This is a genomic window from Pleomorphomonas sp. NRK KF1 (genome assembly GCF_023721755.1).
GTDB lineage: Bacteria > Pseudomonadota > Alphaproteobacteria > Rhizobiales > Pleomorphomonadaceae > Pleomorphomonas.
Genome location: NZ_JAMDLH010000001.1, coordinates 304,433 through 328,446 on the forward strand (window position 1 = coordinate 304,433; position 24,014 = coordinate 328,446).

At 62.4% G+C, this 24,014-nt stretch carries 18 protein-coding genes; 10 read left to right on the forward strand and 8 right to left on the reverse strand.

Annotation, left to right across the window (positions count from 1 at the left end; translation table 11 throughout):
• Positions 1-828: 828 nt before the first annotated feature.
• From M4J39_RS01355 to prfB, 3 genes are all read left to right on the forward strand, one after another.
• Positions 829-2,064, forward strand: a complete 1,236-nt coding sequence (locus tag M4J39_RS01355) for an N-acetylmuramoyl-L-alanine amidase (RefSeq protein WP_251725860.1) — start codon at positions 829-831, stop codon at positions 2,062-2,064.
• A 222-nt stretch (positions 2,065-2,286) separates the two neighbouring features.
• Complete coding sequence (locus M4J39_RS01360; protein ID WP_251725861.1) at positions 2,287-4,764, forward strand: penicillin-binding protein 1A; 2,478 nt, start codon at positions 2,287-2,289, stop codon at positions 4,762-4,764.
• Positions 4,765-4,935: 171 nt separating this feature from the next.
• A protein-coding gene (gene prfB / locus M4J39_RS01365; protein ID WP_251725862.1) for a peptide chain release factor 2 occupies positions 4,936-6,067 on the forward strand; the annotation gives its coding sequence in 2 pieces (ribosomal slippage) (positions 4,936-5,004 and positions 5,006-6,067; 1,131 coding nt in all).
• 93 nt (positions 6,068-6,160) lie between these two features.
• Here the strand turns inward: prfB and M4J39_RS01370 are convergent.
• Together M4J39_RS01370 and M4J39_RS01375 are read right to left on the reverse strand one after the other, a co-directional pair.
• Positions 6,161-7,462 carry a peptidoglycan DD-metalloendopeptidase family protein gene (locus M4J39_RS01370; RefSeq protein WP_251725863.1) on the reverse strand — a complete coding sequence of 434 codons (1,302 nt, stop codon included), beginning with the start codon at positions 7,460-7,462 and terminating at the stop codon, positions 6,161-6,163.
• A 129-nt stretch (positions 7,463-7,591) separates the two neighbouring features.
• Positions 7,592-8,053 (reverse strand): peroxiredoxin, encoded by a 462-nt coding sequence (locus M4J39_RS01375; protein WP_251725864.1) that lies wholly within the window; start codon positions 8,051-8,053, stop codon positions 7,592-7,594.
• A gap of 488 nt (positions 8,054-8,541) precedes the next feature.
• Between M4J39_RS01375 and M4J39_RS22880 the strand changes: the two genes are divergently transcribed.
• Entirely contained in the window at positions 8,542-8,676 is a 135-nt protein-coding gene (locus tag M4J39_RS22880) for a hypothetical protein (protein ID WP_256469655.1), read from the forward strand.
• 79 nt (positions 8,677-8,755) lie between these two features.
• Here the strand turns inward: M4J39_RS22880 and fba are convergent, their stop codons facing one another.
• The 3 genes from fba to M4J39_RS01390 form a co-directional block, all read right to left on the reverse strand.
• Positions 8,756-9,820 carry a class II fructose-bisphosphate aldolase gene (fba, locus tag M4J39_RS01380; RefSeq protein WP_251725866.1) on the reverse strand — a complete coding sequence of 355 codons (1,065 nt, stop codon included), beginning with the start codon at positions 9,818-9,820 and terminating at the stop codon, positions 8,756-8,758.
• 217 nt (positions 9,821-10,037) lie between these two features.
• Entirely contained in the window at positions 10,038-10,994 is a 957-nt protein-coding gene (gene pfkB, locus M4J39_RS01385; RefSeq protein ID WP_251725867.1) for a 1-phosphofructokinase, read from the reverse strand.
• A gap of 105 nt (positions 10,995-11,099) precedes the next feature.
• Positions 11,100-11,522, reverse strand: coding sequence for a helix-turn-helix domain-containing protein (locus M4J39_RS01390; protein ID WP_251726767.1), 423 nt, complete (start codon positions 11,520-11,522; stop codon positions 11,100-11,102).
• A 158-nt stretch (positions 11,523-11,680) separates the two neighbouring features.
• Between M4J39_RS01390 and M4J39_RS01395 the strand changes: the two genes are divergently transcribed.
• On the forward strand, positions 11,681-12,946 hold the full coding sequence (locus M4J39_RS01395; RefSeq protein WP_251725868.1) for a TIGR03808 family TAT-translocated repetitive protein: 1,266 nt from the start codon (positions 11,681-11,683) through the stop codon (positions 12,944-12,946).
• 305 nt (positions 12,947-13,251) lie between these two features.
• Positions 13,252-14,826 carry a glutamine-hydrolyzing GMP synthase gene (guaA, locus tag M4J39_RS01400; RefSeq protein ID WP_251725869.1) on the forward strand — a complete coding sequence of 525 codons (1,575 nt, stop codon included), beginning with the start codon at positions 13,252-13,254 and terminating at the stop codon, positions 14,824-14,826.
• A gap of 980 nt (positions 14,827-15,806) precedes the next feature.
• Here guaA and M4J39_RS01410 read toward each other — a convergent pair.
• The 3 genes from M4J39_RS01410 to M4J39_RS01420 all read right to left on the reverse strand — a co-directional run bounded on the left by M4J39_RS01410 (position 15,807) and on the right by M4J39_RS01420 (position 18,265).
• Positions 15,807-17,363 carry a carboxylesterase/lipase family protein gene (locus M4J39_RS01410; RefSeq protein ID WP_251725871.1) on the reverse strand — a complete coding sequence of 519 codons (1,557 nt, stop codon included), beginning with the start codon at positions 17,361-17,363 and terminating at the stop codon, positions 15,807-15,809.
• 128 nt (positions 17,364-17,491) lie between these two features.
• On the reverse strand, positions 17,492-17,701 hold the full coding sequence (locus M4J39_RS01415; RefSeq protein ID WP_251725873.1) for an SDR family NAD(P)-dependent oxidoreductase: 210 nt from the start codon (positions 17,699-17,701) through the stop codon (positions 17,492-17,494).
• Between the two features lie 45 nt (positions 17,702-17,746).
• Entirely contained in the window at positions 17,747-18,265 is a 519-nt protein-coding gene (locus M4J39_RS01420) for a phenolic acid decarboxylase (protein WP_305884113.1), read from the reverse strand.
• Between the two features lie 72 nt (positions 18,266-18,337).
• On the opposite strand from M4J39_RS01420, the gene M4J39_RS01425 reads away from it, so the two are divergent.
• The 4 genes from M4J39_RS01425 to M4J39_RS01440 all read left to right on the forward strand — a co-directional run bounded on the left by M4J39_RS01425 (position 18,338) and on the right by M4J39_RS01440 (position 24,011).
• Positions 18,338-19,234, forward strand: a complete 897-nt coding sequence (locus M4J39_RS01425; RefSeq protein ID WP_251725874.1) for a LysR family transcriptional regulator — start codon at positions 18,338-18,340, stop codon at positions 19,232-19,234.
• 579 nt (positions 19,235-19,813) lie between these two features.
• Positions 19,814-21,595, forward strand: coding sequence for an SLC13 family permease (locus tag M4J39_RS01430; protein WP_251726769.1), 1,782 nt, complete (start codon positions 19,814-19,816; stop codon positions 21,593-21,595).
• A 182-nt stretch (positions 21,596-21,777) separates the two neighbouring features.
• Positions 21,778-23,403 (forward strand): ABC-F family ATP-binding cassette domain-containing protein, encoded by a 1,626-nt coding sequence (locus tag M4J39_RS01435; protein WP_251725876.1) that lies wholly within the window; start codon positions 21,778-21,780, stop codon positions 23,401-23,403.
• Positions 23,404-23,498: 95 nt separating this feature from the next.
• Complete coding sequence (locus M4J39_RS01440; RefSeq protein ID WP_251725878.1) at positions 23,499-24,011, forward strand: GNAT family N-acetyltransferase; 513 nt, start codon at positions 23,499-23,501, stop codon at positions 24,009-24,011.
• Positions 24,012-24,014: the final 3 nt, after the last annotated feature.

The following is a 24,014-nucleotide window of genomic DNA, read 5'->3' on the forward strand; positions in this document are numbered from 1 at the left end:
TCTGACTCCCGGCCGTGTGCGCCCTCGGCACCGCCGCGACACCGATGGAAGACTCCTGGGAGCCGTTCCTGGAATCGCCGCGCGCTGGAAGGAGCCGCACCGGCCGTCGATAAGGGGTAAGGGAATAGGGAAAAGCGCCGGACCAACCGAAGCCGCAAATCGGGAAGCGGCAGATGCATTGCGCCATCCTGCCTTTTCGACGATTTGCTTTGGCCTCACGACTTTCACGTCCGGCACGTTCTTTCTTTTCAACACCGTCGCTCCTGAAAAACCCGCTCGGCAAAGCCAATACGGGGGAACGACGACGAATGCCTTGTTGGGCGGCCTGAGTGGCCGTGCACCGAAGCACCGATCTTTCCGGTTGATCTACGGGCGTCCTCATATGCATTCCCGCAACGCGGCGCACGGCCGGGCGAAACACAACGAGCGAAGGGCCGGGTTCCGCGCATTGACCGGAAAACCAACCGGCGGCTGCGCTGACCTCTCGGCCCTCGACTGCCGGTCACATTCCTCCTGCATTTCAAGCAGAAGGTGAACCGGCTGGACGCTCTCAAGTACCGAGAGCAAGGATTCGGGCTCCGATCCCTTATTACTTGCGTGAAGTCCCATATGCAAGGCGATCAAATAGGCCGCCAATCAATTCCTCGCAATGTGAAGTGTTCGCCGTCCCGATCGGTGGGGGACTGGAAATGGTTAACCAAATTGGCCTAGGTAGTGTTCAAGGAATGCTGCAGATCCTGGGAAGATGCGTCCGCGAGGGTGAGGGGAGTTGCCATCTCGTCGGTCTGTGGCAGTTTGGGCCGCTCATGGGATCGTTGGAGCGATCATTTGACGACCGTTGTAAACCGCTTCGCAGTCTTTCTCGGCGTCGTCGTCCTGACCGTGGCGACGCTGGTCTGCCTGACGCACGTCGCTCTCGCCGGCGATCCCCCGGTGGCAACGGACGGTCGCGTCGTCGGTGACGAGAGTCGGACCCGCTTCGTGCTCGATCTTTCCGGAGAGATCGACCTCAGCGCCTTCACCCTTGCCGATCCCTACCGTGTCGTCATCGATCTGCCCGAGGTCGACTTCCGCCTGCCGCCAGGCACCGGCTCCGCCGGGCGAGGGCTCGTAAGCGACTGGCGTTACGGGCAGTTTGCGGCCGGCCGATCACGTATCGTGCTGGACGTTACCGGTCCGGTGAAGATCGACAAGGCCTTTCTGTTGTCGGCCGTCGAGGACCAGCCGGCTCGCATGGTCCTCGATCTTCTCAAGACGACCGCTGCCGCCTTCGACGAGGATTTGCGAAAAAGCCAGCTTGCCCGCGACAGTGCCAACCAGCCGGTGCAGAAGGCCGACCAACTGCCGCCGCCCGATCGCAGCAAGCGGGAAAAGCCCTTGGTCGTCATCGATGCCGGGCACGGCGGAGTCGATGCGGGAACCGTCTCCGCGTCAGGCGTCCTCGAGAAGGACATCGTCCTGGCCTTTGCCAAGAAGCTGCAGGAGAACCTCGAACGGACCGGGAAGGTCGCGGTTCTTCTGACGCGGACAGATGACACCTTCCTGCCTCTCGCTGCCCGCGTGCAGTTTGGTCGTGACCACGCAGCCGACCTGTTCCTGTCCATCCACGCCGATTCCGAGCACGAAGGGTCGGTGCGCGGCGCAACCGTATACACGCTGTCCGACAAGGCCTCCGACCGAGAGGCGGCAGCGCTCGCGGCCAAGGAAAACGCATCCGACCTCATCGCCGGCCTCGATCTGCAACAGGAGGCCGACGAAGTGACAGATATCCTGGTCGATCTCACGCGGCGAGAAACGCGAAACTTCTCGGCCGCTTTTGCCAACGGACTCGTCAGCGACCTTGCCACCGCGACCCGGATGATCAAGAATCCGCACCGCTCCGCAGGTTTTCAGGTCCTGCGGGCCCATGACGTGCCGTCGGTTCTGGTGGAAATCGGTTATCTCTCCAACGATCAGGACGAGAAGCTGCTCACTTCGGACGAATGGCGATCTCGCGTTGCCGAAGCCGTCACGCAGGCGGTTCTGCGTTTCTTCGGCCAGAAATACGCCTATCTCGGCAAATAGCGGACGCGGATTGTTGCCATGAGGCAACGCCACGGCCCAGCCTTTGCCACAAAGAGCGGCGAACGTCCGCGCTCACGGAAACATTCGCATTCTGCGGCGTTTTGAGATATCGGCTGACCCAAAAGCTGAAGCATGGCAGCCGGACGAACCGGGCTTTGTCATGCCGCCGAGACGGACAGGTACGCCGGCGCGGCTGGTGTCGACGGGAATGATGGACGGACTATGATCTTCGTAAGATTCTTCGGCTGGGTCTTCTCGATCGCGGCGCTGCTGTTCCTGGTCGCCGCCGGCGGCGTTGCCGTCTACATCCATTCCCTCAGCTCCGATCTGCCCGACACGAACCAGCTGCGCAACTACCAGCCGCCGGTCGTGACGCGCGTCCACGCCGCTGACGGCGAGCTGGCCTCCGAATATGCTCATGAACGCCGTCTGTTCATGCCGATCCAGATGATTCCCGATCGGGTGAAGCAGGCGTTCATCTCGGCCGAGGACAAGGATTTCTACACTCACCCGGGCATCGATCTGGTCAGCCTCGCCGGGGCTGCGGTCAAGAACATCGACACCATCGTTTCCGGTTCGAACAAGCGCATGGTTGGCGCTTCGACGATCACGCAGCAGGTCGCCAAGGTTTTCCTGCTGACCAACGAGCGCACCATCGATCGCAAGATTCGCGAAGCGATGCTGACCCTGAAGATCGAACAGGCCTACACCAAGGATCAGATCCTCGAGCTCTACCTGAACGAGATCTATCTCGGCTTCCGCTCCTACGGTGTCGCGGCAGCTTCGCTGGCCTATTTCGACAAACCCCTGGCCGACCTCAAGCTGGAAGAAGTGGCCTACCTGGCCGCGCTTCCGAAGGCGCCGGAGAACTACAATCCCTACCGCAGCCGTCAGGCCGCTATCGAACGCCGCAATTACGTCATCCAGCAGATGGTGGAGAACGGTTATGCGACGCGGGAGGAGGGCGATGCCGCCATGAAGGCACCGCTCGTCATTGCCGAGCGCAACCAGTCGGCCAAGGTGTTCGCTTCCGAGTATTTTGTCGAGGAAGTGCGGCGCTCCCTACTGGCCATGTATGGCGAGAAGGGGCTTTACGAAGGCGGCCTATCCGTCCGCACGACGCTCGACCCGAAGATGCAGGTTATCGCCCGGGGTGTGCTTCAGCGGGCGCTCTTGCGCTATGACGAGGCGCACGGCTGGCGCGGCTCCAAGAGGCAGATCGACGTCTCCGGCGACTGGGGCATCCCGTTGGCCGCCGAGGCGGCTATATCCGATGTGCCCGAGTGGAACCTTGCCGTCGTGCTCGGCTTCGACGGCGACGCCGCCCGAATCGGCCTGCAGCCCTCCAAGGGGCCGACCGGAAAAGTGAATGACGAGCGCATCGAGGGTATCATCCCGCTCGACCAGCTGAAATGGGCGAAGTGGGAGACCGGCCCCAAGCGGGGGGCGGCGGTGAAGACTGCCTCGGATGTCCTGTCGGTCGGCGATGTCATCTACGTCGAGAAGACCGGGACCGCCATCGGGACGCTGGAAGCCTATCGGCTTCGCCAGTTCCCTGGCATTTCCGGCGCCTTGGTAGCCATGGACTCGACCACGGGCCGCGTGCGTGCCTTGGTTGGCGGGTTTTCCTTCGCCGAAAGCGAGTTCAACCGGGCAACCCAGGCCATGCGCCAGCCCGGCTCGTCCTTCAAGCCTTTCGTCTACTCGGCCGCTCTCGACAACGGCTACACACCGGCTTCGGTCATCATGGATGGGCCGATCGAGATCGACCAGGGCCCGGGCCTCGGCATGTGGCGGCCGCAGAACTACGGCGGCGGTTACGGCGGTCCTTCGACGCTCCGGACCGGCATCGAGAAGTCACGCAACCTGATGACCGTGCGCCTTGCCCAGGACATGGGCATGCCGCTCGTCGCCGAATACGCCAAACGGTTCGGCATTTACGACAACATGCAGCCGGTTCTGGCCATGTCGCTCGGCGCCGGCGAGACGACGGTGATGCGGCTCGTCAATGCCTACGCCATCATTGCCAACGGCGGGCGCCGCGTTCAGCCGACCTTGATCGACCGCGTGCAGGATCGTTTCGGTCGCACCATCTACCGGCATGATCAACGCGTCTGCGAGGGATGCAATTCCAGCGACTGGAAGGGACAGGACGAGCCACAGCTGATCGATGAGCGCGAGCAGGTGCTCGATCCGATGACCGCCTACCAGATCACTTCCATGATGGAAGGCGTCGTCCAGCGCGGCACGGCTGCGGCGGTCAGGAGCCTCAATCGTCCGATCGCCGGCAAGACTGGCACCACCAACGACGAGAAGGACGCTTGGTTCGTCGGGTTCACGCCCGAGCTGACTGTCGGCATCTTCATGGGCTTCGACACGCCGAAGCCCATGGGGCATGGCGCGACTGGCGGCACGATGGCCGCGCCCGTCTTCCGCGATTTCATGGCGCAGGCTCTGGCCGGTCAGCCGCCTCAGGAGTTCAAGGTGCCCGAGGGCATGGTGCTGATCCCGATCGATCGCAAGACCGGAATGCGGGCCTATGAGGGCGAAAGCGCGATCATCGAGGCCTTCAAGCCCGGAACCGGTCCGTCCGACGTCTATTCGGTCATCGGTGGTGATGGCATGGCCTGGGGCGTGCCGACCGAGGTCAACTCCGAGGCCGACAAGGCGGCGGTGAGCGGTACCGGCGGCCTCTATTGACGGCAGGACGTTGAGAGCACATCAGGCCTGACAAAAGACGGAATGGAGGTCGGTGGGTTTACATCGACGACTTCCGTTCCTATGGTCCGCCGCGCCCGTGATCGACGACGGGCGCCCGTCGATGCCTTTGGCCTCGGCGCCAACTCAACCTCCTGACCGGAGCTCACATACATGCGAGCCGAAATCGAGGCCATCGTCGACGAGATCAAGCAGGGTATGGCCCTGCTGAGGAGGCATCTTTGACTGGGATGCCTCCCAGCAGCGCATGGCCGAGCTGAACGGTTTCGTCGAAGATCCGACTCTCTGGAACGATCCCGAGCGCGCGCAGAAGATCATGCGCGAGCGGACCGATCTTGAGAACCGAATCAACGGCTATCTCAAGCTGGACCGCGACCTCAAGGACAGCATCGAGCTGATCGAGCTCGGCGAGATGGAGGACGACGCCACCGTCGTCACTGATGCCGAGAACACGTTGCGTGGTCTCAAGGACGAGATCGCTCGCCAGCAGGTGGAGTCGATGCTGTCCGGCGAGGCCGATGCCAACGACACCTACATCGAAGTCAACTCAGGTGCCGGCGGTACCGAAAGCCAGGACTGGACCAACATGCTCCTGCGCATGTACACGCGCTGGGCGGACAAGCGCGGCTACAAGGTCGAGGTCCTGGAAGTTCACGACGGTGAAGAGGCCGGCATCAAGAGCGCCACGGTGCTCATCAAGGGCCACAACGCCTACGGCTGGCTGAAGACCGAGTCGGGCGTGCATCGCCTCGTTCGCATTTCGCCCTTCGACAGCCAGGCGCGGCGGCACACATCGTTTTCCTCGGTCTGGGTTTATCCGGTCATCGACGACAAGATCGAGATCGAGATCAACGAAAGTGATTGCCGCATCGATACCTACCGCGCTCAGGGCGCCGGTGGTCAGCACATCAACACGACGGACTCGGCAGTGCGCATCACGCACTATCCCTCGGGCATCGTTGTCGCCTGTCAGGCTGAGCGGTCGCAGCACAAGAACCGGGCCACCGCCTGGAACATGCTGCGTGCCCGTCTCTATGAAGCGGAGCTGAAGAAGCGCGAGGAGAAGGCCAACGCCGAGCAGGCCGGCAAGACCGATATCGGCTGGGGCCACCAGATCCGCTCCTACGTCCTGCAGCCCTACCAGTTGGTCAAGGATCTCCGCACCGGTGTCGAGAGCACCTCGCCGTCAGACGTGCTCAACGGCGATCTCGATGGCTTCATGGAGGCGGCGCTGGCCCAGCGCGCCTTCGGCAAGCAGCCGGCCGAGATTTCGGACATCGACTGAGATTGCCGACACGAGAGTGTTGAGCCAGGAATGACAAAGGCGGGGCGCCGAAACGCCCCGCCTTTTTCATGTCCGGAAGGCTTCGACAAACCCTCAGGGAAGAAGATTTGCCAGCTTGTTGCCCGCATTGATGTAGTTGACGGGGTTGATCGGCGCACCGTCGACGCGTGTCTCGTAGTGAAGATGTGGGCCGGTGGATCGGCCGGTGGAGCCCACCTCTCCGATCACGGTGTCCCGCGTCACCCGGTCGCCGACACGGGCGGTAATGCGCGACATGTGACCATAGCGCGTGGTGACGCCGTTGCCGTGATCGATCTCGACGAGATTGCCGTAACCACCCGACCAGCCGGCAACCGTGACGATTCCGGGCGCCGTCGGCTTGATATCGGTGCCGGTCGGCGAACGGAAGTCGATGCCGGCGTGGAACGCCAGCGATCCGAGGAAGGGATCCCGGCGCGAGCCGAAGTTCGAAGTCATGTCGCCGCCCGGTAGTGGACGAATGAGTGGCAGCTTGGCCGCTGCGGCCTTGACGCGCGCCATTCGGTCGAAGGCCTGATCGGCGTCCTGCATGGCAGCCGTGAGCGCTTGTGCTCCCGCGAGGGGAACATAGGGGCCTCCGACCGCGTCCTCGGTGCCGTCCGGCGCTTCCGGCACGTTCACATGCAGACCCGCGTTGGCAATGACTTCCACCGCTTCGTCAACGCGGGAGTTGGCGGCCTCGGCAATCGCCTCGACGGCTTTCGCCTGCTCGGCGTCGACGGCGGCCAGATGCTTGGAGATCGCCTTGAAGTCCGGCTTGCCATCGGGCGTACGGAGGTCCGCCTTGGGAATCGCGGGGACCCCTGTGGCCGAGGTCAACGCGTCGAACTGGCGGTCGATCAGGCTGGCACGACCGGCGTCGGCGTAGGCGTTGATCGATCCGGTCACGTCGGTCGGCGCCAGCGCGGCGCGTCTGTCGGCGGGAACCGCGGTGTTGCCGTCGTCTATGAGGCCGATGCTTCGCGCCTTGTCGATCAGTTCACCGACAGCGCGCTGGCGATCCGCGATTCCCTGCTGAACGGACATGATCTTCTCGACCTTCTCGTCCATCGCCACGCTGTCGAGAATCTGCCGGCTGGAGATGCGGTCGATCTCCGACCGCAGCCGGGCGATACGATCCTCATAGGCCTGTTGCATGTTGGCGTTGCGCTCGCGCACCAGATCGAACAGATCGTCGCGGAAGACCAGATAGGTAGTGGCAGCCAGGAAGCCGAGTGAAACCGCCAGGAAAAGCGTCAGGCCGCCGAACAGGGCCAGCGGGCTGAACGTATAGGTGCGCGTGTTGTCTCGGCTGATGATGACGATGCGTCTCGCCGAGCTTTGGCTACGGTATCGATCTGCGGCTTGTGGTCTCATCAACGCAACGCTCCAGGCGGGAACCGACCGCACCGCCGCATGCGGCGAGCGGAACTCCTTGGGAGCGATTAGAGACCGTTAGGGTTAATGAAGGCTTGAAGCGGCGATGTCCTGCAGAAAAGTTTTTATTTACAATGCCTTGGCTGCTGCCAGGACCTCTTCGGCATGCCCCTCGACCTTAACCTTCGGCCAGGTTCTTGCCACGGTCCCATCCGGACCAATCAGAAATGTCGAGCGAATGATTCCGAAGTACTTCTTGCCATAGAGCGACTTCTCGCCCCAGGCACCATAGCATTCAGCGACCTTGTGATCGGGATCGGAACCGAGCGCCACCGTCAGCTTGTGCTTGACTCGGAACTTGCCGTGCTTCTCCACCGTGTCCGGCGATATCCCGATCACCGTGGTGCCGGCCTTCGCAAACTCGTCGGCGAGACACGAAAAGCCGATTGCCTCGCGCGTGCAACCCGATGTGTCGTCCTTGGGGTAGAAATAGACGACGACGGGGTGTCCCTTGAGCGCTGCGAGTGACAGCTCGCCCTGGTCCGTAGGCAGGGTGAAATCTGGGGCAGGGGATCCCACGGCAACGGTCATAGGTGGCCTCCGATTTTGCGTTTGCCTCTTATCCTCCGCTCGAAGCGTCTGAGCAAGAGCTCGTCCGCAACCTGCTGGACGGAAAACGGCCCTCGCGAGAACCGTCGCGCCTGAGTGCGAGGCCGATTTCGAAGAGCGCGCGGCTCGTCTCCAATCCGCAAGCCGTTCATGACAAAGCGCAAACGTCGGCAGGATATTCCCACCAAAAATTGTACTTTTCAAACGAAAGGATATAAGCAAATATACCGTAGTTTGTAGAACAAGTTTCAATTTTGAGCCGTTTTGCACGGGCTTCAAGCCCAGTGTCCTCCATTCTTTCGAGGGAGGAATGAGCCGTGGTTGCGTCAGCTATTCGAGGGTTTGCCACCCTTCTGGAGTTTGAAGGCCGGCCGCCCGTTCCAGTCGTATGCCGGGTCAGTGCCGGATTCCGAAGAGATGGAAGCCTGTCCGTGGAGGGAGAGGCCGATGTCGAAGAGGATTTCACTTGTATGATCGGGGTTTGCGGACGCATCAACGTCGGCGACGGGCGTCCCAAGGTCGGTGTGCGGATTGCGGCAGCCGATGCCGAGCATGGCGTCGTTCGCTTCCTGATACGCGATCCGGCGCTCGACGCGGTCGCATAGTCCCGTCCCCGGATGAAGTCGCCTCCAAAAGCAAACGGGGCGCCGAAGCGCCCCGTCCTCAAACTCGAAAGCTGTCCGATCAGGCGATCTTGGGGTCGAGCTCGCCCGAGGCGTAGCGCTTGGCCATGTCGGCAAGCGGAATCGGCTTGATCTTGGAGCCGTGACCGGCGGCGCCGAACTCCTCGTAGCGCTGCTTGCAGACCTTCTGCATGGCGGCCATGGCCGGCTTCATGAAGGAGCGCGGATCGAACTCGGCCGGCTTCTCGGCAAAGAACTTGCGGATGGCGCCGGTGATGGCCATGCGGCAGTCGGTGTCGATGTTCACCTTGCGCACGCCGTGCTTGATGCCGTTGACGATCTCCTCGACCGGAACGCCGAAGGTCTGGGGCATCTGGCCGCCGTAGGCGTTGATGATGTCGAGCAGATCCTGCGGAACCGACGACGAGCCATGCATCACGAGATGCACGTTCGGCATGCGCTCGTGGATCTCCTTGATGCGGTAGATGGCGAGCACGTCGCCCGTCGGCTTGCGGGAGAACTTGTAGGCGCCGTGGCTGGTGCCCATGGCGATGGCCAGGGCGTCGACCTTGGTGCGCTTGACGAACTTCACCGCTTCGTCCGGATCGGTGAGGAGCTGCTCCTTGCTGAGCACGCCTTCGGCCCCGTGGCCGTCTTCCTTGTCACCCATGCCGGTCTCGAGCGAGCCGAGCACTCCGAGCTCACCTTCCGTCGACGCGCCAACCATGTGGCTGAGTTCGGCGACACGGCCGGTAACGTTGGCGTTGTAGTCGAAGTCGGCGGGGGTCTTGCCGTCGGCCTTGAGCGAGCCGTCCATCATGACCGACGAGAAACCGTTGGTGATGGCCGAGAGGCAGGTGGCTTCCGAGTTGCCGTGGTCCTGATGCATGCAGACCGGAACGTCGGGATAAAGCTCGATGGCGGCCTTGATCAGGTGGCTGAGCACGATGTCGTTGGCGAACGCGCGGGCGCCGCGGCTAGCCTGCATGATCACCGGGCTGTCGGTCTCCTTGGCCGCGGCCATGACGGACAGCATCTGCTCCATGTTGTTGATGTTGAAAGCCGGCATGCCATAGCCATGTTCGGCGGCATGATCGAGCAACTGCCGCAGTGAAACCAGCGCCATAAGGGAACTCCTTCGCGAATTCTTCTGTGGTCCCGAGCCCTTCCCGCCTATCGCGTGCGACTGGCGAAACAGACTGGCTCATATCTACGACTTTAGCACGATTTACCAGAGGTGAGTTCGGTTCAGACCGCCGGTCGCGCCAAAAAATCGTGAACGCAATTGATAGTTCGGCTGAATATTCGTGTTTTCCTCCACGGGCAAAATACTGCCCCGGAGGTCAGCTGGCAAGCACGGCGACGTCGACCCGGCGGGCCAGTTGGCGCACGTCGTCGGGCGATGGGAGGTGAGGTCCGATTCGACCGAGCTTGGCAGTTGCGAAGGCCACGGCGCGGCGAGCCAGAGCTTCAAGGCCGAGGTTGTCGGCGAGCGCGGACGCGATGCCGGCCACCATGGCATCGCCGGCGCCAACCGTCGACAGCGCATTGACAACGGGTAGCCGTGCCGACAACGCCGTGTTGCCGCGCAGGAAGATGGCGCCTTGCTCGCCGCGCGAAACGACGACAAGCTCGATGCCGAGCGCCTGAACTTCGCGGGCGGCGGCAACGATATCGGCCACTTCCGTGAGCGGTCGTCCTGCCCACGCTTCCAACTCCAGCCGGTTGGGTTTGACGGCGAACGGCAAGCTTTCGCGGGGTGCGGCGAGAGAGGCGGCGAGCGGCGCGCCGGAGGTGTCCAGAACGACGCGGCACCGAAGGAGACAGAGGTCGGCGGTGAGCCTTGCCCAGACGCTCGCCGGTTGGCCGAGCGGCAACGAGCCGGCGAGGACCACCAACGCCGCTTCGATCACCTCGCGTCGCAGCACGTCGAGCACCATGTCGTAGGTCTCGTCGTCAAAGGTCAGACCCGGCAGGTTGATGTCCGTCGTGGTTCCCGTGACGACGTCGGCGATCTTGATGTTGGTGCGGGTATCGCCGGCGGTTCGGACGAACCGGTCCTGGATGCCCTTGTCCTTGAAGAAATCGGTAAAGGTGGCGTCGTTGCCGCGACCGAGCACACCGGTCGCTACGACGGGAATGCCCCAGTCGGCGATGCAGCCGGCAACATTGATGCCCTTACCGCCGACATTCGACTGCGCCGCACGGGCGCGATGGACCTTGCCGGGCGTCAGATCATCGAGCGTGACGGTGAGGTCGATCGCCGGATTGAGCGTAACGGTGATGATGGGCGAGGTCATTGTCGGCTCCGAAGCGAAAACATCTCTGGCGTCTACTATATAGCGGTTTCGCAGGATGGTGACGTTTCGGCAAGCCCCTCGGCCTGGAAATGGCCGCCCGCCAGCTCAATGCTCCGCGTGCAGGCACTTGTGATGATCGGCCAGCACCTCGATCACCCTGCATTCGCCGACGCAGCGATGCCCGCAACCGCCCACCATTGCTTCCAGTTCCTCTTTCAGCGCCATCAGGCTTTCTATACGGGCGTTGACCTCTGCAAGCTTGTCGCGCGCGATGCTGTCGGCTTCCGCACAGGGCAGGCTTGGGTTGTCCTGCAAGGTCAGCAGAGTCCGGATCGCATCGATCTCGAAACCGAGGTCGCGGGCATGGCGGATGAACGAGAGGCGCCGCAGGTCGCGCGCACCATAAAGGCGGCGGTTCCCCTCGCTCCGTGGTGGCGCCGGAAGGAGGCCGATCTGCTCGTAATAGCGGATGGTGGGTACCTTCACCTGGCTGCGCCGGGAAACTTCACCGATTGGCATATCCGTCATGATGCGCACTTACTCCTCTAGCGACTAGAGGATGTGTCCTCCGGACGGCAAAAGCAAGGCGATCGGACATCAAGGATTCGCGATGATCATCCCGGCCTCCAGGGCGGCTGGAACGGAGCTTGCTCTATAGATGGCATGTCTGTCCGCCGGAGGCACTCATGAACCGCCGCACGTTCCTGTTCGGGACGATCACGAGCCTCGCCCTGCCGGCGGTGGCCCGTTCCGGCACGCTCGGTATCGATCTGTCAGAGCTGCGCGGCAGTCTCTCTGTACCCGAAACACGTCCGGTCGCTCGACGAACAGGGGATCGCAGCGCCGAGCTGCAGGCCGCCATCAATCGCGCCGCCGCCGCCGGTCGTCCGCTCCGCATTCCAGCCGGCCGCTACGAAGTCGCCAACATCCGCCTGCCGGATCGCGCCCGTCTCGTCGGCGTTCCCGGAGAAACGCATCTCGTCTATTCGGGCGGCGGGCGATTCCTCTATGCGGAAGAGGCGCGCACGCTTTCGCTTGAAGGGCTTGTCCTCGATGGGGCCAATCGCATGTTGTCCGATGAGGATGACGGTCTCCTGTCGTTGGCTTTCGTCGAGGATGCCGACCTTGCAGGTCTCACGGTTCAGGGCAGCGCCGGTCACGGCGTCTCGCTGACGCGGACGGGCGGAAGCGTTCGGGATTGTCGCGTTTCAGGCGCCGGCGGTGTCGGCATCATGTCGACGGAAGGCAACGCCACGACGATCGCGGGCAATACGGTGAGCGATTGTGCCGGCGGCGGCATTCATCTGCGCCGATGGATGGTGGGTGACGATGGCTCGACGGTGCGCGACAACCGCATCCATGGAGTCGGTGAAGCGGGCATCAGCCTCTCTTCAGCCGGCACCGTTCGGGTCGCAGGCAACGATCTCCAGGCCATCAAGGGGGCAGCTATCGTGGCCGATGCCGCGTCGGCCGGGACCTCTGTCAGCAACAACGCGATCGATGGCGCAGTGCTCGGCATCGCGCTGCTCGCGGACGGCGGCGATCGTCTGTCGCTTGTCGAGGGAAACGTCGTCCGCAATATCGTCGAGGCTTCTGCGGTCGGGGCGGCTGGCAAACGGGCAGGAGGCGTCGGAATCCACGTCGAGACGCATGGCTCGGTGACGGGCAACGTCGTCGAAGCGGCGCCGCATCTCGGCCTCTCGCTCGGCTGGGGGGCGATGCTCGGCAATGTCGTCGCCTCGGGCAACGTGATTAGGCGGGCCGGCACGGGAATTGGCGTATCGGTGCTCGCATCCGAGCAGGCCACGATCGTTACCGGCAACCTCTTGGTCGACGTTCCCGGCGGCGCGGTCCGCGGCATGCGCTTCGCGGAGTTCGTCACCGACGACCTGACGCGGGTCGGCGCAGCCGCATGGCCCGGCCTCACGGTTGGGGAAAACCGAGTGGCCTGAGCGGGGACAAGCTGTGGCGAAGCTGGGGACCATTTGTGGATCTCCAGCCGAGAAAACTGTGCGGTTATCTCTTCAAAAGCTGTGCGCTTGCTGTCCGTGTCCTGTGGGTAGGCTGTGGACAAAGTGCCTTCATTCGTTCCCGGCGACCGCGTGTGACGGCCGCCGAGTTGTCCAAGTTCGCGGCGCGACCTTGGACATCGGGCAGAAGCCGCCGATATCCGCGACTTTCCGCTTGCCCGGCGAGCGGATTCGGCTTAGCGGAACCGCTTGATCCTTCTGGCCCCTTACCGGAAAGAGTTCCTTCCATGGAAAAGCCCGCCCACGACAGCCTGCTGATCATCGATTTCGGCAGCCAAGTGACGCAGCTCATCGCCCGCCGGGTGCGAGAAGCCGGCGTCTACTGCGAAATCCATCCCTACCAGTCGGCGGCGGCGGCCTTCGAGAAACTGCGACCGAAGGGCGTGATCTTTTCTGGCGGCCCCGATTCCGTGACCCGCGACGGCAGCCCGCGCGCGCCGCAGGCAGTCTTCGAAAGCGGCGTTCCGATCCTTGCCATATGCTACGGCCAGCAGACCATGGCCGTTCAGCTCGGCGGCAGCGTCGAGGGCGGACATGCCGCCGAGTTCGGCCGGGCCGATGTGGAGATTCTCAAGTCGTCGCCATTGTTCGAGGGGCTGTGGGAAGTCGGCAAGCGCTATCCGGTGTGGATGAGCCACGGCGATCGCGTGACGCGGGCGCCGGACGGCTTCGAGGTGATCGGCATCTCCGAGAACGCCCCCTTTGCCATCGCGGTTGACGAGCGGCGGCGCTACTACACCACCATGTTCCATCCCGAGGTGGTGCATACGCCCGACGGCGCCAAGCTTCTGGCCAACTTCGTGCACCGGATCGTCGGCATGAAGTCCGACTGGACGATGTCGGCCTATCGCGCCGAGATGATCGCCAAGATCCGCGAGCAGGTGGGCAAGGAGCGCGTGCTCTGTGCGCTGTCCGGCGGCGTCGACAGCTCGGTGGCGGCCGTGCTGATCCACGAGGCGATCGGCGACCAGCTCACCTGCGTCTACGTCGATCACGGATTGATGCGTCAGGGCGAGTCCGAGCAGGTCGTCGGCATGTTCAGGGATCACTACAATATCCCGCTCGTGCACGTTGATGCGTCTGATCTTTTCATCGGCCAGCTCGAAGGCGAGGCCGACCCGGAGAAGAAGCGCAAGACCATCGGTCGCCTGTTCATCGAGGTGTTCGAGGCCGAAGCGAAGAAAATCGCCGCCGATGGTCGCGGCGCGCCGACCTTCCTGGCCCAGGGCACGCTTTACCCCGACGTGATCGAGAGCGTCAGCTTCTCCGGCGGCCCGTCCGTCACCATCAAGAGCCACCACAACGTCGGCGGCCTGCCGGCGCGCATGAACATGAAGCTGGTGGAGCCGCTGCGCGAACTGTTCAAGGACGAGGTGCGCGCCCTTGGTCGCGAACTCGGCCTGCCCGACAGCTTCATCGGCCGGCATCCGTTCCCCGGACCCGGTCTTGCCATTCGCCTGCCGGGCGGCGTGACGCGCGAGAAGCTGGACATCCTCAGGAAGGCCGACGCCATCTATCTCGACGAGATCCGCAAGGCCGGCCTTTATGACCAGATCTGGCAGGCGTTCTCGGTGCTGTTGCCGGTACAGACCGTCGGCGTCATGGGGGACGGCCGAACCTACGATCGCGTCCTGGCCCTGCGCGCGGTCACCTCGGTCGACGGCATGACGGCCGACTTCTTCCCCTTCGATATGGGCTTCCTCGGCCGCGCCGCCACCCGTATCATCAACGAGGTGAAGGGCGTCAACCGCGTCGTCTACGACGTGACCAGCAAGCCGCCGGGCACGATCGAGTGGGAATGACGGGGCGTACTTTCGGATACTGTGGGATAGTGTGTCGGGGTATCGGCGAAGAGGCGTTTCGATAGCTGTGAAGGCTGATCGAGCATGTTCCACGACTGGCCATGCTGAGGACTCGCACTATACCCCGACGCGCGGGTTCTTTTCGTCACTCGGCTAGGGTGTGCGATCGACTTTGATCAGGCATCGGCCTTTGCGGGCGGGACCCTGAGTGTATGCAGCGATGGTGCCCGGATCGCTGCTTGCCCTGAGCGGCGACACTGACAGCCTGTTGGATGGGTGGATGCAATCTCGCCTTCGCTCAGTCCCCCGTTGATGGCGATGCGCCCGCCGAAAACGAAGTGAGGCACAGACCTGACCCCGGCCTCTATCGATCGGGCCGCCTCCCGTTCGACATGTCTGCAGCGTCCGGGTTTCTTCGCGTTCGAACCCTTAAGCCAACGCGATATCCGCGAAGACATCCGGGGCTGAGATGTTCTTTGTTTGCAGGAAATGGGTGACGGTGATCGCGACCGCGAGCCGGTGCTGTGTGGCGCGCGCCCGCGCCGCCAAGAAGATCAGCCCGTGCGCCGGCTGGGTCCTGTAGGTCCAGAGCTGGCGGTCGAGGCCAGAGGCGCGTGGCTCCGCTTCAGGCCGAGCGAACGCGGCCTTGGGGGGGCGGTCATGCCGTATCGCTTGCGGAGCAAGTCGGGAATGTAGAGACCTTCCGCCAGTGCATCTGGAAGCAGAAGGACGGGATGCTGACGGATGCCCACTTCCAGATCAGGGAAGCGCTCCGCCAGAATCTTGTCCAAGCGGTGATGCCCGATGATGCACCAAGGGCATGTAATCTCGGTTGGCGTCATCCGCCGGTGTATGAGCCGTGCTGTGCGAGCGATCGGCTCAGCCCTTCCGACATCGACCTCCACGCCCGTGAAAGCGGCATGACGCGAACACAGAAGGTTTCCGGAAAGCCCCCCGCGCACCGCGCATCCGCTCCTTCATCAAAACGCGACGTCCTTCCACAGATCGCGCATCGCCCTCTCCGGATCATTGACGAGGCTCGACGTGGCATCGAAGCGCTTTGTCGTCCGAGTGGCGAGGTCGTAGGTAGGCCAACCAGGATCACCGGTCTTGGCGAAGGCAACCCAGGCGCCATGCATGGCTTCGGCCAGAGAGGCCGGAGGATTGGCGCCGACAAAGGTTTTCGCCTGGTCCGATGACAAGGTGTCGAAACTGAACGACACATCCACGAAATGCGCCGCGCCGAGGCGACCGCCAAACGCCGGGGACCGCCAGGAGAAATTATAGTGCCAAGTCCGCCGATCGCCGCTGAGCAGTTCGGCGATCCGGAGCGCCGGCATGTGGAACGTGTAATCGGACTGTAGCGCCGTGTAGAGATCGCCGATGTTGGCATTGGCCGGATCGGTCCGGTAGACGTCGAACGTAGCGGCGGGCAGTTTCAGCTCGTCGATGAGCTGGTCGATCGCTTGCGGCGTAACGTGATCGATAGCACCTCCCGGGACCATGTAGATCCGTGCCTCCTGGTCCGTGCTGCCGACAATGACCGGGATGCCCGGTTTGGGCACACGCGCGAGCATGTCGATCGGCGAGGCACCGAGCATATCGCCATCGATCACCGGCAGGAAGGCTGTGCCTCCGAGTGACAATTTCCCCCATTTCGCGCGGTCCTTGAGGTCCGCCTCCAAACCTTGGATTGCCGCGATGAGCGTGTCGAACGGCACACCGCTGAGTCCGGCCACAGTCGGCGCCACACCCAGTCCCTTGGCGAAGACATCCGTCACGCGTTTGGCGTCGTCACTGGTCATCGCCTGCATGGGCGGACTTTGTAGGATCGCGCGTTTGAACAGGCCCTCCGCCTTTGGGGAGGCGAGCAAGATGGCGACACTCTCCGCGCCGGCCGACTGACCGAACAACGTGACATTGGTCGCGTCACCACCGAAGGCCGCGATGTTGTCCCGGATCCAGTTCAGTGCAGCGATTTGATCGAGAAGGCCACGATTGGCCGGTGCGCCCTCGATCGCCATGAAGCCGTCGACACCGACGCGATAATTGACTGTCACGACGACGATGCCGTCGGCAGCAAACCGCGTCCCGTCATAGGCCGCTTCGCCGGCATCCGCCCGGACGAACGCGCCACCCGGGATCCACACCATGACGGGTAGTCCCTTGGCGTCCGGATCCGGTGTCCAGATATTCAGCGTCAAGTCGTCGGGGCCACCAAACAACACAGGTTGCGGGTCGCGACTCGGCTGGGGCGGCGGCGGGCCGAAGGCAGTGGCGTCGCGGAGGCCCTCCCAGGGCACAACCGGCTTGGGCGCCTGAAAGCGCGTTGCCGCTGTGAACGGATTGGCCGCGTAGGGAATCCGCTTGAACGATGCCACGCCTGCCGTACGCACGCCACGCACGCGGCCGTCGCGGAGGGAGACCACGGGCTGCCCGGTCGCGGCGATCGAAGGGGTGGAGCGAAGCGCTAAGGAAAGCAGCGAGGCCGTGCCGACGCCGAATAGGGTGCGGCGCGACAAAGGAAGAAAGGTCATTTCGATCTCCTGATCCGCGTCAAAAAGCCAGAAAAGAAGCACTTACATTCAGCGTCTCTCTTCCTCATTGCGGATCGGACGTGAGAGATACACCGGCGGCTTCAGATGGTGTCGACTAGCGCCTGGACCTAGGTGGCCTGCGAAACATCGGTTTCGACGAAACAAGCATATCCACCCGCGGCGGTGATGGTCACCACCCTGTCCTCGTCGCGGACGTCCACTTCACCGATGATGATCCTCGCGCCCTGTTGCACAAAGGCCAGAGCGATTACCCGACTGATACCTGTCGTCGCACCCGTCACCATGACAATGTGATCGTTGAACTGCCCTTCGGACATCCCAGCCGCTCTTTTGTTTGGTATTGGCTCGAATGGACGATGGGATTAGTGCCGCCGCGCGGCGTAGCCCTCGGGAAGTTCCGACGGAGCGCAGGAGATCACGGTCTGATCGTCGGCGCCACAGTCCTCGGTGAAGGTGACGTCAGCGAATTCGTCGATAACGAGCTTGGGATAGGTCGGACCGGCATCGCGAAGTGCGCGCATCTCGTCCAAGTGGTCATTCTGGAAGCACACGGTCTTCTTCGGGTCTTGGGCGACCCATTGCGGGAAGAAGATCACACCGTGGATGATGTGCGTCGTCAGATTGAACGCCACGCTGACGGTGGTGCCGGTCGGCTCATCCCAGGAAATCTTGAAGACGTCGTCCGAAAGCCGGACGATGTGCGCCTCCTGATCGCGGACCCAACGGCCGCCAACCATTCCGCTATGGATGCGGTAGTCGATCGTCCGCTCGTTCTTGACATACAGCTCATACTGCCAGCCATTTTCATAAGTATAGATGAAGTGCTTGCCGATGAAGGCCGTCAGTTCGTCCGGTCGGGTGGATTCGAAGGGGTCAGACATAGAAGGCTCCTTTGTGCTGACCATACTGTATGGCCATTTGAATCGGATTTCTCGTTGTGATATTGGGTCTAAATGATCGAAAAATCCGATTGCTCTATACCTCGGTCGACGCTCGAGCAGTGGGCGGTCCTGCGTTCGGTCGTGGATACCGGGAGTTTCGCAGCGGCCGCCGCCGCACTGAACCGCAGCCAGTCGACGATTAGTTACGCGCTGGCGAGATTGCGCGGCGCCATCGGCGTCGATCTGCTCCGCATCGACGGACGGCGTGCCGTGCTCACTTCGGCAGGAGCCACTCTTCTCGCCGAAGTCACGCCTCTGATCGAGGACCTCCGCCGGCTTGAACGCCGAAGTGCTGCAGCCGCTCGCGGAGAGCGACTTCAGATAAGGCTGTTGTTTGACACCTTATTTCCCAGGGAGCGGTTGCTGAACGCAATCGAAGGGTTCGCCGCCGAGTGGCCCCATGTATCGATCGACCTGTACGAGACCGTCCGGCAGAATATCGAAACTGTCAATTGGGCGGATTATGATCTTGCAATTCTGGTGGCAGCGCCCGGCGCCAAGCAGGCAGAAATAATTGCGCGAGTTGAACTGGTCGCCGTCGCCCATCCGCGGCACCCGTTAGCCATAGCAGATCGTCCAATCAGTGTTGCGACTCTTGCTCACTACCATCGACTAGAAATTTACGGTTTCGATCGAGCAAGCGGGGTTCATCAGGGCCGAAGCAGAGTCTGGCGGATGAACTCCATCGAAGCTGCAGTCGACGCGGCGCGTCGGGGGCACTGCTTCGGCTGGCTGCCTAAGCATCTCATTGAGACGGATCTTGCCAACAATCGGCTTGTCCGGCTTGCCCTGGAAAAGCCGGACATAAGAACCTACCCCTTGGCGATCAGTGCGCCTGAACTAGGCGATGGGAGGGATCGCGCGCTCGCGCACTTTGCTCAGCTGCTGTCTTCCAATGGACGCCTCTAGTCCGAGGTTACGACGTAAGTGATGCACAGCGCATCGTTGTGGTGCGATATTTGGCCATGATCGTGGCTGCTACTGGGTAGTTTGGCCTCAGTGCACTGGAGTAAGTCCGTTGGGAGCTCGATCTGCGTGGCGCAAGTCTGGTCGCGATCTCGGAACAGGGGGGAGGGGGGCAACGCGATCGAACGCGCCTCGTTGCGCTCGAATCCGTAGCCGGTGGCGTGACGGTATGTTTGTGAATTGCTCAATCGCTCTCGGCATAGTGGGTCGTATCGACGGCGATGGTGAGCCTGTGATGTCTGGCCGAACGTTCTTGCTGCGCGTAGCGATAGATGGCGAAACCACGTTCTCGCTGAGAGCGCCAAGAAACTAGTATTTCAGAAGCGCTTTTTTTGATGATCCATGTGACGGTATGACGTCACTGAGAGTCGTTTTTATCAAGTAAGAACAGTACGTTATAATGGCGTCGCAGCAGTGAACGTCTTCAAGTCGTAGAATGCCGATCGCCGGCAGCGTCTTGGCCGTGAACCGGAACTATGGTCTTGCGTTTAGCTCGTGAACATGAGAGGGCGCGGCGAAGTGATGATGGAGCTTCTTGCGGGCTATCAGGCCGAGATCGCGCTTGGGTTGGTGGTCGCCCTGTTTGCGATGTTCGTCTGGGAGAAGTATCCGGCTGACGTCACTGCGGCCGGAGGGGCTGCCATCTTCATCGTGCTTGGCTTCGTGCCGCCCGAAAAAGCGATGGGGGTGTTCTCCAACTCGGCGCCTCTGACGATCGGAGCCATGTTTGTTCTCACCGGTGCTTTGGTGCGAACCGGTGTTCTTGAGAGTGTGGCCGGCGTCGTGCTTGACCGCTCCAGGAAACACCCAAAGCTCGCGCTTGCCGTGTTTCTGATGACGGCACTTGTGGCCTCAGCCTTCATGAACAACACGCCTGTGGTCCTGGTCTTGATTCCGATCGTTATTCGGCTGGCGGCCGCGCTCGACCTGGCTGCGACGAGACTTCTTATCCCGCTATCCTACGCAGCCATTCTTGGCGGCACCCTGACGCTGATCGGCACATCCACCAACTTGCTCGTCGATGGCGTCGCGCGCACGCATGGCCTTGAACCCTTCTCGCTTTTCGAAATCACGCCGGTTGGTCTCACAACAGCCCTGACCGGCATCCTGACCATGCTCGCGCTCGGAAAGTTCCTCTTGCCGGATCGGGGAGACGAGGCGAGCGATTTGGACAGCCTGGACGAGGCGGAGTTTCTCTCAGAGCTGACCGTGCTTTCGGACGGGCCCTACACCGACAAGCCAATCGGCGAGATTGCCGACTTCAAGCAGGCGGGCCTGCGCATCGTCGGCGTTCGCTCGGACGGCAAGGTCGTGCGCAAGGATTTTCAGGGCATCACTCTGAAGAAGGGGGATGGGGTGATCGTCCTTGCCAAGTCGGCCGAACTCCTCACGCTGAATGACCGCGAAGGACTGCGCGTGGGCCAACGGCGAGGCATCACGGGCAACGGCGAAAGAGTTATTGTCGAAGCGGTCGTCGCACCTGGCCGATTGAGCCACGGGACGCTCCTCTCCAACCTTGCCCTTGGCCGTCGCTTCGGTGTGCGGGTCATCGCCGCCCACCGACACCGGCACGTACCGGGCCCGGATCTCGGCAACGTGAGGCTCCGGCCGGCAGACAAACTTCTGCTCGAAGGCACGGCCGAGGCGCTCGACGAACTCTCGAACCAGAGCGAACTGGTGTCGGTCACTCGCTCCACGGCACGCGCCTTTCGCCCCACCAAGGCGCCGCTGGCGCTTCTGGCCCTGGGGCTCGTTGTGGTCCTTGCGTCCTTGAACGTGATGGACATCGGAATCCTGGCGATGATCGCTGTGCCGGCCATCCTCATTTTGCGCTGCATCGACGCGGATGAGGCGTGGGGATCGATCGACGGCGGGATTTTGATCCTCATCTTCTCGATGCTTGCCATCGGCCAGGGGCTGCAGGAGACAGGCGCGGTGACGCTCGTGGTCGACGCGGTCTTGCCGATCATGGCGCAGGTGTCACCCTTCGTCGTCTTGCTCCTCGTCTTTGCGCTCTCCTCGGTTCTGACCGAGTGCGTGACCAACAACGCCGTTGCGGTGATTTTCACCCCCGTCGCCATCGGCCTTGCCCAGCAACTGGGTATCGAACCGCGGGCGCTGGTCGTCACGGTAATGTTCGGTGCAAGTGCCAGTTTCGCAACACCTATCGGCTACCAGACCAACACGCTCGTCTATGGCGCTGGCAATTATCGTTTCAGTGACTTCGTCAAGATCGGGCTGCCGATGAACATTATTGTCGGTCTGGCGACGTGCTCCGCGATCTATTTCTACTATGGCGTTTGAGCCCCTGGTCGGCTCAGGTTGTCTTCGGATGTCCGTCCGGTAGACATCTTCTCGTTGGGCTTGAGGCTTACGCTTTTTGTGAGCGTCAGGCGCAGGCGGCCATCGACGCGGTCGATCGATTGCCTTATTTGCGCAGCTTCCACAGCTCCCTTCCGCTTCCCCTTCAAGTCAGCACGGGCTTCATGATTCGTCTCGATAGCATCAGCAAGCAGCACGGCCATCAGATCCTGTTCATCGATGCGTCGATGAGCATCCAGAAAGGCGAGAAGGTCGGTCTGGTCGGACCGAACGGCGCCGGCAAGACCACACTGTTCCGGATGATCGTCGGCGATGACAGGCCCGATGACGGCCAGGTGTCGATCGATACCGGCATGACGATCGGCTACTTCAACCAGGATGTCGGCGAAATGTCGGGCCAGAGCGCCGTCGCGGCGGTAATGGATGGCGTTGGGCCGGTGAGCGCGCTCGCGGCCGAAATGGCCGAGCTCGAGGCTGCCATGGTCGATCCGGATCGGGCTGGCGACATGGACGCCATCATCGAGCGCTACGGAGAGGTGCAGGGGCGTTTCGAGGAACTGGACGGCTACTCGCTCGACGCGCGGGCGCGCGAGGTGCTGGCTGGCCTGAGTTTTACGGAAGAGCGCATGGACGGCGACGTCGGCCTGCTGTCCGGCGGCTGGAAGATGCGCGTGGCGCTCGCCCGCATCCTGCTGATGCGGCCCGACGGCATGTTGCTGGACGAGCCCAGCAACCATCTCGATCTTGAAAGCCTGATCTGGCTCGAGAATTTTCTCAAGAACTATGACGGCGCCTTGCTGATGACCTCACATGACCGGGCCTTCATGAACCGCATCGTCGGCAAGGTCGTGGAGATCGATGGCGGATCGCTCACGACCTATTCGGGCAACTTCGATTTCTACGAACAGCAGCGGGCGCTTGGGGAAAAACAGCGCGAGGCGCAATTCGAGCGCCAGCAGGCGATGCTCGCCAAGGAGATCAAGTTCATCGAGCGCTTCAAGGCGCGCGCCTCGCATGCGGCGCAGGTTCAGAGCCGGGTGAAGAAACTCGACAAGATCGAACGGGTGGAGCCGCCCCGGCGACGCCAGTCTATCCAGTTCGAGTTCCGCGCCCCACCGCGCTCCGGCGAGGACGTTGCGAGCTTCAAGAACGTGCACAAGGGCTATGGGGACAAGCCGATCTATCAAGGGTTCGACTTCCAGCTGCGGCGCAAGGAACGCTGGTGCGTTCTGGGCGCCAATGGCGCCGGAAAATCGACGCTCCTGAAGCTGGTGGTCGGCGCAACCGAGCCGGACCAAGGCACGGTGACCATCGGCAGCAGCGTCAAGATGGGCTATTTTGCGCAGCATTCGATGGATCTTCTCGACGGCGACGAAACCGTGTTCGAGTCGCTGGACGGCTCTTTCCCGCAGGCGGGGCAGGGTGCCTTGCGCACCCTCGCCGGTTGCTTCGGCTTCTCCGGCGATGACGTCGAGAAGCCCTGCCGCGTACTTTCCGGCGGCGAGAAAGCGCGTCTGGTCATGGCCAAGATGCTGTACGATCCGCCGAATTTCCTGGTGCTCGACGAACCGACCAACCATCTGGACATGGCGACGAAGGAAATGCTGGTCTCGGCTCTTTCGACGTTCGAGGGCACCATGCTGTTCGTATCGCATGACCGCCACTTCCTTTCGGCCCTCTCCAACCGCGTGCTCGAGTTGACGCCGGAGGGCATCCATCAGTTCGGCGGTGGCTATGTCGACTATGTGGCCCGCACGGGTCAGGAAGCTCCGGGTCTCCACCCAGGTTGAAAAGGGATGGGTACTCCTCCGGCAGCGAGGTGAGGCAAGCCACGGGGAACCCGCGCTACATATCGGTGAACACAGACACTCTTGGATTTCGACCTATGATTTCCATCCGAGCGGCGTCGGATCAGGACGCAGACGACCTCCCGGACATCGAGCGGAGTTCCGGCGCGATCTTTCGCGAATGGCCGGGGCTGGAGTGGATTGCCGATGACACCGTGCAGTCGGCGGATCAGCACCGGGCCTTGATTGCTCAAGGCGTTGCCCTGGTCGCCGAAGATTGGGAATCTGGAGTCGTCGGTTTCCTGAACGGAGAGCTGACGCCGGACGGCCTGCATATCTGGCAGATCGCGGTGCATCACGATTGGCAGGGACAGGGCATCGGGCGGAGGCTGATCGCAGCGGCAGGCCGGACCGCGGCAGAGAGAGGGGCGAAGGCCCTGACCTTGACGACGTTTCGCGACGTGCCGTGGAATGAGCCTTATTATCAACGCCTTGGCTTCCGTACCTTGGCGGACGATGCAATAACCCCGCGACTGCTCAAGGTTATCGAGAACGAGGGGAAGGCCGGCATTCCTGTGGAACTGCGTTGCGCCATGGTGATGCAGCTATAGCGG